This window comes from Alloacidobacterium sp. (assembly GCF_035631355.1).
Classification (GTDB): Bacteria; Acidobacteriota; Terriglobia; order Terriglobales; family Acidobacteriaceae; genus Alloacidobacterium.
The window spans coordinates 218,414-232,033 of the sequence record NZ_DASQIX010000061.1; the positions used below are offsets into that span (position 1 = coordinate 218,414).

Annotated in this window: 13 protein-coding genes; 11 read left to right on the plus strand and 2 right to left on the minus strand. The window is 53.3% G+C overall.

Annotated features, from left to right (window positions below):
- Position 1: 1 nt before the first annotated feature.
- The 6 genes from VEV40_RS11210 to VEV40_RS11235 all read left to right on the plus strand — a co-directional run bounded on the left by VEV40_RS11210 (position 2) and on the right by VEV40_RS11235 (position 7,301).
- Positions 2-685 (plus strand): hypothetical protein, encoded by a 684-nt coding sequence (locus tag VEV40_RS11210; protein ID WP_324832367.1) that lies wholly within the window; start codon positions 2-4, stop codon positions 683-685.
- A 192-nt stretch (positions 686-877) separates the two neighbouring features.
- Complete coding sequence (locus VEV40_RS11215) at positions 878-2,743, plus strand: thiamine pyrophosphate-dependent enzyme (RefSeq protein WP_324832369.1); 1,866 nt, start codon at positions 878-880, stop codon at positions 2,741-2,743.
- Between the two features lie 35 nt (positions 2,744-2,778).
- Complete coding sequence (locus tag VEV40_RS11220) at positions 2,779-3,897, plus strand: enolase C-terminal domain-like protein (RefSeq protein WP_324832371.1); 1,119 nt, start codon at positions 2,779-2,781, stop codon at positions 3,895-3,897.
- Positions 3,894-4,850 (plus strand): hypothetical protein, encoded by a 957-nt coding sequence (locus VEV40_RS11225; protein ID WP_324832372.1) that lies wholly within the window; start codon positions 3,894-3,896, stop codon positions 4,848-4,850. The genes VEV40_RS11220 and VEV40_RS11225 overlap by 4 nt, the downstream gene beginning before the upstream one ends.
- Positions 4,847-5,542, plus strand: coding sequence for a gluconate 2-dehydrogenase subunit 3 family protein (locus VEV40_RS11230; protein ID WP_324832373.1), 696 nt, complete (start codon positions 4,847-4,849; stop codon positions 5,540-5,542). The genes VEV40_RS11225 and VEV40_RS11230 overlap by 4 nt, the downstream gene beginning before the upstream one ends.
- A 34-nt stretch (positions 5,543-5,576) precedes the next feature.
- A complete protein-coding gene (locus VEV40_RS11235; RefSeq protein ID WP_324832375.1) occupies positions 5,577-7,301 on the plus strand; it encodes a GMC family oxidoreductase in 1,725 nt (574 codons plus the stop codon).
- On the opposite strand, the gene VEV40_RS11240 is transcribed toward VEV40_RS11235, so the two are convergent.
- A complete protein-coding gene (locus VEV40_RS11240; protein WP_324832377.1) occupies positions 7,298-8,296 on the minus strand; it encodes an SDR family oxidoreductase in 999 nt (332 codons plus the stop codon). The two genes, VEV40_RS11235 and VEV40_RS11240, sit on opposite strands and share 4 nt — an antisense overlap.
- Positions 8,297-8,405: 109 nt before the next feature.
- Here VEV40_RS11240 and VEV40_RS11245 point away from each other — a divergent pair, with 109 nt between their 5' ends.
- The 4 genes from VEV40_RS11245 (at position 8,406) to VEV40_RS11260 (ending at position 11,584) form a co-directional block, all read left to right on the plus strand.
- On the plus strand, positions 8,406-10,160 hold the full coding sequence (locus VEV40_RS11245) for a glycoside hydrolase family 15 protein (RefSeq protein ID WP_324832378.1): 1,755 nt from the start codon (positions 8,406-8,408) through the stop codon (positions 10,158-10,160).
- A gap of 204 nt (positions 10,161-10,364) precedes the next feature.
- The gene (locus VEV40_RS11250; RefSeq protein ID WP_324832379.1) at positions 10,365-10,919 is read left to right on the plus strand and encodes a hypothetical protein; all 555 of its coding nucleotides are present in this window, start codon (positions 10,365-10,367) and stop codon (positions 10,917-10,919) included.
- Positions 10,919-11,380: a hypothetical protein gene (locus tag VEV40_RS11255; protein ID WP_324832381.1), complete on the plus strand. Its 462-nt coding sequence runs from the start codon at positions 10,919-10,921 to the stop codon at positions 11,378-11,380. The genes VEV40_RS11250 and VEV40_RS11255 overlap by 1 nt, the downstream gene beginning before the upstream one ends.
- 51 nt (positions 11,381-11,431) lie before the next feature.
- A complete protein-coding gene (locus VEV40_RS11260; RefSeq protein ID WP_324832383.1) occupies positions 11,432-11,584 on the plus strand; it encodes a hypothetical protein in 153 nt (50 codons plus the stop codon).
- A gap of 176 nt (positions 11,585-11,760) precedes the next feature.
- On the opposite strand, the gene VEV40_RS11265 is transcribed toward VEV40_RS11260, so the two are convergent.
- A complete protein-coding gene (locus VEV40_RS11265; RefSeq protein WP_324832385.1) occupies positions 11,761-13,023 on the minus strand; it encodes an Nramp family divalent metal transporter in 1,263 nt (420 codons plus the stop codon).
- Positions 13,024-13,288: 265 nt separating this feature from the next.
- Between VEV40_RS11265 and VEV40_RS11270 the strand changes: the two genes are divergently transcribed.
- Complete coding sequence (locus tag VEV40_RS11270; RefSeq protein ID WP_324832435.1) at positions 13,289-13,423, plus strand: DUF6496 domain-containing protein; 135 nt, start codon at positions 13,289-13,291, stop codon at positions 13,421-13,423.
- Positions 13,424-13,620 lie beyond the last annotated feature (197 nt).

Genomic DNA, 13,620 nt, shown 5'->3' on the forward strand with positions numbered 1-13,620 from the left:
AATGGGAACAACTTTCCGCTCAGTGCTCTCCTGGGGCGTCCCTGCCACGGCGGTTGAACTTGTTCCCAGTGTACCGAAGCTGTTTGGTTACTATCATCCCGATGGGCCGGCGCTTCTGCACTCTTCTATGGCGCATATTGTCATCGATGATGGCCGCCGTTATCTTGAGCGGACAACGCAGCAATACGATGTGATCACGATCGATCCTCCACCCCCGGTTGCAGCCGCTGGATCGAGTCTGCTGTATTCCAAAGAATTTTATTCCACTATCAAGCTTCGCCTGCCTCCTGATGGGATTCTGCAAACATGGTTGCCCGCAAGTGATGCAACGGATCATTCTGCCGTGGCGCAGGCGCTCAGGGGATCCTTCTTATATGTACGCGTCTTCGGCTCCCTGGAGCATTTTGGCAACCACTTTCTCGCCAGCAACCGGCCCCTTCCTGACTGGACTCCACAGCAACTTGTTGCGCATATGCCTGCAAAAGCAATGGCGGACATGATGGAATGGGCCCCTGAATCGAGCCCTGAGCAGCAATTCGCTGCCGTCCTGGATACTGAATTTCCTATTGATCAGATGATCGCACAGGCCCCAAACGCTCCTATCCTCCAGGACGACAGGCCAGTGAACGAGTATTACATCCTGCGAGAAAAACTTTCGGCTATCGTCCACTACACCCGCTACTAAGCAGCAGCCAAATCAGACTTTGACAAGCGAATGATTTTGCATGGCAACACGAACTTTGGCGAAGTCGTGCTGATTCGACTAAGGGACAAAAGAGGCTTTGTCGTGCCAGGTCGGCTGCTTCTTGTCTCGGTCACAGTCTTACCCTCTTAGCCGAAGAGCAGGACCTTTGAACATTATTATGCGCAAGCGTGAATGCATGATTTGACATATCCCCCTGCTGCCATGTCGTTTTTGTCGCCGGGAAAACTCGTCGAAGCTACTGAGCGTCCTACTGACTGTCTTGTGCTTGCAATCGATTCCTGTGTGGAGGGCGTGATGGATGCTTCTGATGTACTCGTTGAAAGGTTGATGGAATGGGGAGTCGATACGATCTTTGGTTTGCCGGGCGATGGCATCAATGGGGTTTTTGAGGCCCTCCGAAAGCAGAAAGATCGCATTCGCTTCATTCATGTTCGCCATGAAGAGGCGGCTGCCTTCATGGCGTGCGCCTACGCGAAGTTTACGGGAAGGCTCGGTGTCTGCATTGCTACGTCGGGGCCAGGGGGGATTCATCTCCTAAACGGGCTGTATGACGCCAAAATGGATGGCTCTCCAGTGCTCGCAATTACCGGATTGCAGCATAGCGACCTGATTGGAACTCTTACCCAGCAGGATGTCGCACTCGACAAGCTTTTCATGGACGTGGCTGTATACAACGAGCGCGTGATGAGCGGCGCTCACATGGAAAGCGTCGCCGATCTCGCCATTCGTACAGCGTTGACCAAACGCGGCGTCGCGCATATTACGATTCCGGTCGATGTACAGATCCAGGAGATGAAAAAGGGCCGCTCTTCTCGCAATCCTGCTCATCACACTTCAGCGGTGCCTGCTTACTTCGAGCAACTGCCGGCCAGAGTTGAACTGGAACACGCTGCTGACATTCTCAATCGTGGGAAAAAGATTGCTATTCTCGCAGGGCAAGGAGCGCTTCACGCAACACAGGAACTGGAAGATGCGGCGGAGATACTCGGCGCGCCAGTGGTAAAGGCACTTCTGGGCAAAGCCGCTGTGCCGGATAACAGCCCATACACGACTGGAGGCATTGGCCTGCTCGGAACAGAGCCGTCTCAGGATGCAATTAAAGGATGTGACACCCTTTTCATCGTTGGGTCTTCATTCCCCTATATCGAATTTCTTCCTGAACCGGGATCAATCAAGTGCGTCCAGATTGAACTGGATCCGCAGCGCGTCAGTCTTCGTCATCCTGCGGATGTGGCGCTGGTCGGCGATACGAAAACATGCTTACGCGCTTTGATTCCCATGTTGAAGAAACATGATAAAGCATTCTTGAAGAAAGCCCAGGAAGCAAAAGCAGAATGGCAGAAACTTATGGAGGAGCGAGGGACACGCGACGACAAGCCGATGAAGCCGCAGGTGCTCGGCTGGGAATTGGGAAAGCGGATCCCCTCCAATGCAATCGTTACTTCCGATTCAGGGACGATTACCACCTGGTGGGCGCGCTATGTTCCGGCGCTGCGAGGACAGAAGCATAGCTGCTCAGGCAATCTAGCGACAATGGCCTGCGGTCTGCCTTATGCCATTGCAGCCGCCGTCGCTTATCCGGATCGTCCGGTGTACTGCATCATCGGTGATGGCGGACTCAGTATGCTGCTCGGCGAACTGATTACGGTCGCAGCGTACAAGCTCAATATCAAGATCATCGTGATCAAGAACAATACGCTTGGACAAATCAAGTGGGAGCAGATGGTATTTCTGGGCAATCCGGAATATGCGTGCGATCTCCAGCCTGCTGATTTCGTCACGATTGCGCGCGGCGCGGGCATCGACGCTATTCAGATTGATGATCCGACCGCTTGCGGAACGCAGCTCGACGGCGTCATCAAGCGGAACGAGCCCGTGTTGATAGAAGCAGTCGTAGACCAGTTCACGCCACCCATGCCCGCGAAGGTCAAGGCTTCACAGGCGCTGAAACTTGCTGAAGCGCTGGCGCGTGGCGAGCCAAACCGGATGAAGATCGTCCTCACGAATGCTCACGATAAAGTGCGCGAGCTGGTTTAATTGCCGCTTTTTACTGAAAGGAAATTCTCCTGCTGATGGGGCTGTCACAGCCATGTATCGATGAAATCGCGGTATCGGCTTACACCATTCCTACCGATGCTCCGGAAGCTGACGGTACTTTAAGTTGGGACTCAACCACGCTGGTTCTGGCCGAGATTCGCGCCGGCGATCAAGTGGGCCGCGGATATACATACGGCAGCAAGGCCATCGCTGTGGTTGCCGAACATCTGGGCAAGAAATGCCTGACAGGTCAACCGGCGCTCGATACGTCGCGCCTTTATCTCGCGATGCTGCGGCAGGTGCGAAATAACGGTAGCCGTGGAATAGCATCCATGGCGATCTCGGCGCTGGATATTGCTCTATGGGACCTGAAGGCGAGACTACTCGGGTGTGCAGTAACGGTCCTTCTCGGAGCATCACAGTCATCTGTCGCAGCTTATGGAAGCGGTGGTTTTACTTCATACTCGAATGCAAAACTTGCGAAGCAGTTAGAAGGCTGGGTGAAAAGCGGAATCCGCAGCGTCAAGATGAAAATCGGCTCCCATCCGGAGTCCGATCCTGAGCGTGTATCCGTGGCCCGCAAAACCATCGGTCCTGATGTTGCTTTGTTCGTGGACGCTAATGGCGCTTTCAACGCAAAGCGAGCCATTGCAATGGCAGATCGTTTCAGCGAAAACGGCGTGAGCTGGTTCGAGGAGCCTGTGAGTTCCGACCGCCTTGCTGACATGCGCCGAGTGCGCGACGCTGTTCGACCAGAAATGGAGATTGCCGCAGGCGAGTATGGCTATGATTCGCTCTATTTTAGGCAAATGCTTGAAGCCAAAGCCGTCGATGTATTGCAGCTCGATGCGACCCGGTGCAAGGGCTTCACAGGATTCCTGGAAGGCGCGGCGGTAGCAGCTAGCTTTGGCTGTCCGGTTTCGGCCCACTGCGCGCCAACGCTTCATGCGCACATCGGTTCCGCTGTGTCTAATTTTCGGCACGTTGAGTATTTTCACGATCACGTGCGTATCGAAAAGATGTTGTTCGATGGATTCATCGAAGCGAGAAATGGCAAGTTGCAGCCGGACTTTTCTAGCCTGGGACTGGGCCTGACATTTAAACGGAAGGATGCGGAACGGTATCTGGCATGGGGCGAAGGAGAAGCAGCGTGAGCTTCGTTCTGACAACAGAACTGGAACGGGCAGCGAAATACTCTTTACCGCAACCGCTCGACTCGGCGGTCATTAGTGCCCTTGAACACATCAGGCACGGATGTTTCCAGCGCAGCCTTTGCTTTGTTGTCGCCGTTACAAGTGTGGCGAGTGGTCTTGAAGTGGGATACGAACACTACAAGGGAAGCTACAGCAATCCGGTTATGTATACCCCGGTTGGACTTAGCGCAGCCCTTGTGGGATCGGGCCTGTTGGGAGTTATGAGCCGCCCGGGTGCCCGCGTCGTGCTTCGCGCGGTCAGTGTGCTGACACTGGCCGATGGAATCATCGGATTCTTCTTTCACGTGCGTGGCGTCGCGCGCAAGCCGGGTGGCTGGAAGTTGCCGGTTACGAATATCGTGATGGGGCCGCCTATCTTTGCGCCATTGCTCTTCGGCACAAGCGCATATCTCGGCTTAATGGCATCCTATCTCCGCCGCGAAGAAGACCTCGGCAGAGTGATGCCCAGTGATATAGTCATGCTGTCAAAATCAGGCTGGCGTGAAGATCTGCGTCACGGCAGATTTCAGAAGCATCTCTCCACAATTACGATTTTGTGGGCATTTTTCAGTGGATTTGAAGCTCTTTACTCACACTACAAAACTAACTTTCGTTATAAGGCGCAATGGACCCCGGTCCTGCTTACGCCTGTGCTGATGGCCGCCGCTGCGGGAGCAATCAAAAGCCGTCGCATCGCGAATACTCTTCTTCCTGCTGTTTCAACGCTGGCTCTGGCCGATGGCGCAGTTGGCTTTTATTACCATGCGCGCGGAATTGTTCGCAGACCGGGCGGCATGAAAAAGCCGCTGTATAACATGCTCTATGGGCCGCCGATCTTTGCGCCATTGCTCTTTGCAGCCTGCGGCTTTTTAGGGCTGATGGCCAGCCTGCTTCGACGGGAGAAAAAAGGATGAAGAAGCATTCCTATCCTCTTCGCCCGAGCGGCAGTGAGATTCGCGACCTGCCCCAACCTGGCTACTATCCCCGATTCAGCACGATGAAGCAGCAAAATAACTGGGACGCGACGACTCGAAACATCGTCAAAAAGCGGGTCGACCAAACGCCGCCTGTCCGCTTTTTTTCACCCGAAGAGGCCGAATTGCTGGAAGCCATCATTGACCGAGTAGTTCCACAGGATGATCGGGCTGCAGACCGGAAGATTCCGATCCTCCCAGTTATTGATGAACGGCTTTATAAGAATTCGCTGAATGGCTTTCGCTACGAAGACATGCCTCCCGACCAGGAAGCGTATCGGCTGGCTCTTGAGGCAATCGATGGGATGTCGCGGGAGCGCTTTCAATTGCCATTCATTGATCTGAGCATTCATCGCCAGGAACTTATTTTGAAATCGTTGCGCGACGGCTCGCCTGATCCACCCAATACCATCTGGCAGCAGATGCCGGTCAAACGCCTTTGGGCGCTGTTCATGGAAGACTGCGTTACCGCGTACTATTCGCATCCCTGGGCCTGGGACGAGGTCGGGTTCGGAGGCCCGGCATATCCGCGTGGATACATGCGCCTTGAAAATGGCTTGCCTGAACCATGGGAGACAGAAGAAGAACGCTATGAATGGATTCCTCCAGTCGATTCCGTTTCAGAGCTTTGAAGGCAATTACTGCGAGTGGCCAAGACATATTTAGATGAAATTTTTCGACGACGACAACGATTCAGCCAAACACCGCCTGGGACCGATGCAAACCATATCGATGCCCATGCGGAAGTTCTCTGACCACGAAACGGTTGATTACTGCATCGTCGGGGTGGGTTCGGCTGGAGGCGTGCTTGTCCAGCGGCTTGCCCGGGCGGGATTTCGCGTTGTTGGTTTAGAGGCGGGACCTTTCTGGGATACGGAAAAAGACTGGGTCAGCGATGAGAAAGGTTCGCATGAACTTTACTGGAACGACTTGCGCATTACCGGCGGCAAAGATCCGCTCACGCTCGGCGCGAATAACAGCGGCAAGGGCGTAGGCGGAGGATCGGTACACTGGGCAGCGTTTACGCCTCGTTTCCATCCTTCGGATTTCCGCGTATATACCGAAGACGGCGTCGGTGCAGACTGGCCTATTTCCTACTGGGACCTAAAGCCCTATTACGAATTGCTGGAGAGAGAAATTCCAGTAGCCGGCCCTGCATGGTTTCCGTGGGGCGATCCGCATGGGCATCCGTACGGTCCTCATCCGCTTGGCGGCGTGGGCGACGTGCTGGTTCGCGGATGCGCAAAACTTGGCATTCGCACAGTTGCGGGCGGTCCCGTAGCCATTCTGTCCGCATCGCACGGTGACCGGCCACACTGCATCTATCGTGGCTTCTGTATTCAAGGCTGCAAGGTGGGAGCGAAGGCGAGCACGCTCATCACGCATGTTCCCGACGCCATTTCTCATGGAGCGGAGATTCGCGCGCATTCAATGGCGGCGCGCGTCAGTCTGCGTAATGATGGCCGCGTGGATGGAGTCGTATATTTCGACAGCGAAGAGAAAGAGCACTTCCAGAGGGCGCGGGCAGTCATCGTTTCCGGTTATGCTATCGAGACGCCGCGCCTTTTGTTGAATTCCGCATGTCCCGGCCATCGTTACGGAATGGCCAACTCCAGCGGAACTCTCGGCAAATATCTGATGGCGCAGGCGGGCAATGTTGTGGCGGGCCGATTCGATGAGCTGATTCGTCTCTACAAAGCGCCGCCGGCCCACGCGTTGACAGAAGAATTTTACGAAACAGACAAACGCCGCGATTTCGCCCGCGGCTTTGCCATTCAGACAGTGGGGCCTCTGCCGGTGGCTTTTGCCAAGCAGATGATTTCAGCCATGAACGCATGGGGATGGGGTCTGCGCCGCGTCATGATGGATTACAACCATTGGGCAACGCTTGGCGTGCTGGGGGAGATTTTGCCCTGGGAAGACAATCGCGTCGAATTGGCTGCCGAAAAAGACCAGTACGGTTTGCCTGTGGCAAAAGTCACGTTCAATCTTCATGACAATGATAAGAAGCTGATCGAATTCGGGAAAAATAAAGTGATGGAAGTGATGCGGGCCGCAGGCGCTACGCAGGTTGTGCAGGAATCGCGCTATGCGCACCTCGTCGGCGCTGCCCGAATGGGCAATGATCCGTCAACCTCAGTCGTAGACAAGTTCGGCAGGACGCATGACATTCCCAACCTCTTCATCTGCGATGGCAGCATTTTTCCTGCGCAGGGATCGGCCAATCCGGGATTAACAATTCAGGCGCTTGCCGCGCGAACCGCCGATTACCTGATCAAGCATGGCGATGACATTTTCTTTTCCAATCGCCGTGATCTGAAAGAACCAGCAATCCGCTACGATCTCAGTCCGCCCTATACCCACTTCAAAGGGAATCCACGCATCGCTTAGGAAGAGATTATTTTCCGCGCAAAGAGCGCGGCCCCGATGAGGCCGACGCCGAGGGCTAGCCATCCCGGATGCCGGCTCACGTTTGCTTCCAGACTGAAAGGTCGCGATCGTTTGTCGAATGGACCGTGCGCGCCAAACTCGCTGGCCACGGGCCGCCATAAATTATAAGGACGATCCGGCGGGTCTTGAATCTTGCGCTGCTGCGATTTATATCCGGTCTTGCCTAGAAATTTATCCAGCAGCCCAGGAATGACTTTTTGCCCGAGAATGGCCTTCACCGTCGATCCTCCCACCCAGTACTCACGCCGGGGAGAATCTGTCAGCGCCGCATGAAGCACCATCCGCGCGCCCACTTCTGGTTCATAGATGGGAGGGACCGGCTGCGGCATGCGCGGAAGACGGCTCTTGACCCATGTGAACTGCGGCGTGTTCATTGCAGGCATGTGAACGACGACCACTTTTACACTGCTCTTGTCGTGATACAACTCGCAGCGCAGAGAATCAGTGAAACCAACAATGGCGTGCTTGGTTGCGCAATAGGCAGACTGCAATGGAATACTGCGGACCGCAAGCGCCGAGCCTACCTGAATAATTCGTCCGCTGTCGCGAGGGAGCATGCGATGCAGGGCTGAAAGCGTGCCATGCACATAGCCCAGATAATTGACCTCTGAAACGCGGCGAAATTCACTCGCCTCCATCTCTTTAATAGGTGAAAAGACCGAGGTAATGGCGTTGTTGACCCATACATCGATGGGGCCAAGATGTTCCTCGAACGATGCGGCAGCGGATTCTACCGCCGCATCGTCGCTTACATCTGCCGCATAGACCGCTGCTTTTCCTCCAAGCTCTTCCACCTCCGCGGCAGTTGCTTCCAGTGCCGACTGGTCGCGGGAGATCAGGCCAACTCTAGCGCCTTCTTTGGCAAAGACATGGGCAATCGCGCGTCCCAACCCGGCAGAGGCGCCGGTCACAACAACAGTCATAGATCTATTCATTTTTCCCTCATTTAGTCGGACTCCAAAACCGCCTCCTGAAGATGCCTGACCGGTGCAGGATCAGCATCTAAATCTCCATTGAGGTGAAACCAGATCGAGGAAGAGGCAAGTGGCTCTGAAGATTGAGGATTACGCTCTTATCGGCGATTGCGAGACAGCGGCATTAGTCGGCAGAAATGGATCCATAGATTGGCTGTGCTGGCCGGATTTTTCTTCTCCTGCATGTTTCGCGGCCCTTATTGGAACCCATGCCAATGGAAGATGGCTGATTGCGCCGCGAGAACGGCCCCGTAAGGCTACGCGGAAATACCGTGATCATACTTTGATTCTGGAAACGCGTTTCGAAACTGCTTCCGGAGTGTTGTTGCTGACAGACTTCATGCCCATTCGGGAACGCCACTCGGATGTGGTACGAATCGCCCGTTGTCTGCATGGACGCGTCTCCGTACAAATGGAACTGAGTGTCCGCTTCGACTACGGCCGCACTATTCCGTGGACTGGCCCGCGAGAAGGAAATAACTGGGCTGCGGCTGGGGGAACGAGTGTCCTCTACCTCCGCACACAGGAGTCTTTGCGAAATGAAGATTCCACAGTCTTTGCCGACTTCACTCTAAACGAGGGACAACAGAGGTCATTCGTGCTGACACACGTGGGTGCCGAAGAACCTGCTCCACGCCGTGTCAATGTGGCAAAAGCACTCGCTCAAACTGAGGCCTTCTGGCTCAAGTGGTGCCAAATAAACACCTATCGGGGGCCTTGGATGGATGCCATCGAGCGCTCGCTAATTACCTTGAAAGCACTCACCTATCGTCCCAGCGGAGGCATCGTAGCAGCCCCGACCATGTCCCTTCCGGAACTGCTGGGCGGCGATCGCAACTGGGACTACCGTTATTGCTGGCTTCGCGACGCCGCATTCACACTGGAATCGCTCGTCTCAGCCGGATATCACGATGAAGCCAAAGCATGGCAGAAGTGGTTGCTTCAATCTGTGGGCCCTGATGTGCGCGACATTCAGATTATGTATGGCATGCGGGGAGAAAGACATCTTCCCGAGTGTGAATTGCCATGGCTAAAAGGCTACAGAAACTCGACACCGGTGCGTATCGGTAATAGTGCTTCCCAACAGACACAACTCGATGTGTACGGAGAAGTTGCAGACGCGCTTGCCAATATGAAACGTGCAAATGTGCGTCTTGATAAGCGTTTTCGCGGTTTTCGGGAAGAGATGACAACTTATGTGGCATCAATTGCTCATAAGCCGGCTTATGGAATGTGGGAACGACGCGATCAGCAGGACCTCTTCGTCTATTCAAAAGTCATGGCATGGCTCGCGCTCGACCGCGGAATTAAGGGGATTGAGAACGGTGAAATCAGCGGGAATTTAGCCGCGTGGAGACGCAAAAGAGATCAGCTCCATCGGCAGATATGCAGGCGAGGATTCAATAAACGCCTGGGAAGCTTTGTGCAGTCGTATGGATCAGGCAAACTCGACGCATCCGCGCTGCTCATTCCAACCTTCGGCTTTCTTCCTTTTAGCGATGAAAGAGTTCACGGCACGCGGCAGGCTATTCAGAAGCATCTCGTGAAGAACGGGTTGGTTTACCGCTATTTAGCGGAATCAAAACATGACGAAGAAGGCGCTTTTCTGGCGTGTTCTTTCTGGCTTGTCCAGAATCTCGCTGGGACTGGCCGCAGAAAAGAAGCTGAGAATCTCTATGAAAAACTTCTTCTACTATGCAACGATATAGGACTTCTCTCCGAAGAATACGACCCGAAAACGGGAAGATACCTTGGGAACTATCCTCAGGCTCTTTCCCATATCTCGCTGATTAACGCCGGAAGAATGCTCTCGCCTTCTCCATAGCTGACGAATTCAGCGCAATGCCTCGCGATTTAGCTTTTGCTGCGATCCACGGATCCGCTCTGGCAAGTATCAGGACCGAGCCCCAGTCCATATTAAGACCTAAGTCAGCCATATCAGTTCAAGAAGTATTTCACTGCTAACTGCGAAATGAGGACAACAGGTTATGGATGGGCAGCATCCTCTATAAGAGTGGCAGGAGGGAGCATGGATCCTAAAATAATCGCAGCTATCGTAATAGTCGCGGTTGCCCTACTTGTTGCCTTGTTGGTCATTTGGAGGCGGCATAGAAGGCTGGTTCTCCGTCAGAAGTTGGGACCCGAATATGACCGGCTTGTACAAGAACATGGCTTCCACCGCGCAGAGTCCGTTCTAGAGGCGCGGCAGCAGCGGGTCAACAAGTTTTCTCTTCATAGTCTTACTGCGGATCAACGCGAGCAATTTATAAGTAAGTGGCACATCATCCAGTCGCGCTTCGTAGATGACCCCGCGTGCGCGGTGGACGAAGCCGATGGATTGTTATCCCAACTTATGCGGGCTTGCGGATACCCAATGACGGATTTCGAACAGCGAGCAGCAGATATTTCAGTGTATTATCCGCAGGCTGTGGCCGATTATCGCGCAGCCCATGAACTGGCACTCCTGCATCAACACGGCCAGGCCACCACTGAAGATCTCCGGAGCTCGATGATCCATTACCGCACATTGTTCGATGAGCTACTTGCAACGAACTCCGAAAAGATGAAGCGAGAGGTGGCATAATGACCCAGCCAAGTTTCAATGAAGGATTGAGTGACCAGAGTGATCGATCCGTTCAAAGCTCCAGCCAGGCTGGATTGAACAGCGCCGGGAGAGAGGCAGAGGATCGACTTACAGCAACCCGCATCGATCGTCAAAACGCTGTGACTACTCAAACAGAGCCTGATACCCAAGTGATCCGGGATGCGAATTCTCCAACCCTTCTCTTTTCTAAGGAAGATGCTGGAAGCCTACGGACGCGCTGGACCGGCATTCAGACCGCGTTCGTAGACGAACCCCGATGGGCAGTTAAGGAGGCCGATAAGCTGGTTGCTGAGATAGTCGAACATCTTACTGAAAGCTTCACCAATGCCAAATCTATCCTGGAGCAACAATGGAATCGGGGAGATGATGCATCGACCGAAGATCTGAGGTTGGCATTACAAAGATACCGGGCATTGTTCGATCAACTTCTGAACGTTTGACTTCAGTGATCTTTACAGTGCAACGGTGCACAATGAAAGGGAGATAACATTATGGCAAAAGGTAGAAATTTATCAACCGCAAAAGATAAGATGCGGAAGCCAATTGGTAAAAACACCGCCCGTCGGATCGCTAACGATGCAGCGACAAAAGCGCAGAAAACTGAACATCAATACGACGAGAAGCATGGGATCTTTACGAAATAATTGTTGGATTGATCCAGTACTTAAATACGCCCTATGGCCTATCACGAATAGTCCACTCGCTGCGGCGATTGAATACTTACTTATGACCTGTGATCATCTGCCATGTAGCATTCTTTTTCTCGGACATAACTCCTATGTCATTTTGTAACCACGAAGCGCCAGACGCGACATTTTTCCTATCCTAGAAATGTTAGGAGCGCTATTGCGGCGGCACTCATGATCAGTACGCACGCCCAGCCTAATGTACGTAATCCGGGGGAATTGACCCGATTTCCCATGACCTTGCGATCGCTAGTCAGTAAAACGACCATGATGATCAATGGAGGAGCCAACAAACCGTTTAGAACGGCAGACAAGAAGAGCATTCTTACCGCATTGAGCTTGGCATAATCAAATGCAAGCCCAACCAGTATGGCTGCTGCAATGACCGCATAAAACTTTCGCGCTAACCCAGGCTCAAGATTGAGCGATGCCGATCTCCACCGCGCTCCTTCAGCAATCGCATAGGCTGAAGAGCCTGCCAGGACCGGCACAGCAAGCATGCCTGTTCCAATAATTCCCAGAGTGAATAGCCAGTATGCACCCGCACCAGCAAGAGGGCGCAATGCAGCAGCAGCTTGTTTTGCTGTCTCAATGCCCTTGTTTCCATGCGCATGCAGTGTTGCCGCAGTAGTCAAGATGAGAAAGTACATAATCAGATTCGAGAGCAGCATTCCAGTAATGACATCTCTCTTTGCAACCCTGAGTTCTTTGTTCGTCGAGCCGCGCCGCTGCGTCACGGTCATTTTCCCGTGATCTCGGTCCTCCTCGACCTCCTGCGCTGCCTGCCAGAAAAACAAGTAAGGCGAAATAGTAGTTCCCAAGATTCCCACCAGGACAGAGATATAGTCCTTGTTCCATTCGAGATGTGGAGTGAATGTGGATCGAATAACTGCAATCCAATCAGGACGCGCAAGAAAAGCGGTCACAACATAAGCAAACAGTACCAGCGTAAGCCACTTGAGAGTCCGAGCCATGAGCCTGTAAGAAGTCCAGAACAGGAGACCCATGATGAGACATGCAAAGAAGGGAGTCCAGAGATAAGCACGGATGCCGCTAACCATTTGCATTGCATCTGCCATGCCGGCGAGATCGGCTCCTATATTGAAGACGTTCGCAACAATGACCAGCGAGCAGGCAAACCATAAGACCCAGCGGGGATAGCGGCTGCGAATTACGCTGGCTAGTCCACGACCTGTTACCATTCCCAGCCGTGCACACATCAACTGGACCGCGGCCATCAGCGGAAAGGAAAGGAGCGCAGTCCACAGTGTCGCGTATCCAAAAGAGGCACCTGCAACCGAGTACGTAGAGATTCCTGACGGGTCATCATCCGCAGCCCCGGTGACAAGACCGGGGCCAAGTTCCGCCAGAAATCTCTGCAATCTGTTCGATGGCATTCCTCGCATTGATACTTCCAGCTTTGTCCTCAATCCGGTCACATATCACCACACCCGACGGTTCCGGTAATAAGATGCCGTCTTGTTAGTTTTCTGTAGGATCTTATCGGCATCAATGCCGTACAACTGACCCGGAACGCTTAAACATCTCATTTTGGCAGAAGGATGTTATGCAACGAAGAAAACCTCAAAGAAGAAATCCACAGGGAAAAAGAAACCATCCCGAAAGTACTCCCGAGCAGTTGGTAAAAGCGTCGAAAGAGAAATGAAGGCCAGGAAAAAGGGGACACTTAAGAGCGGACGCAGCAGCAAAAAAGTAAAGAGCAAGAAGCAAGCCATAGCAATTGGATTGTCCAAGGCGAGGAAGGCCGGCAAGAAAGTGCCCGCAAAGAAGTCCTGACATCCACGACCACTGCTGCAATATGAAAGGCACGAGATTGAAAGCGCTTGCGGATCCAACCGCCTCAAAACCGGCGATAAGAAAGGCGGACTTCTCCAAGTCATCATTGAAACTCCAGCCGGCAGTCGAAATAAGTTTGCGTTTAATCAGGAACAGTGAATATTTGCGCTTAAGATCTTTGTCTTTCCTGCAAAGGC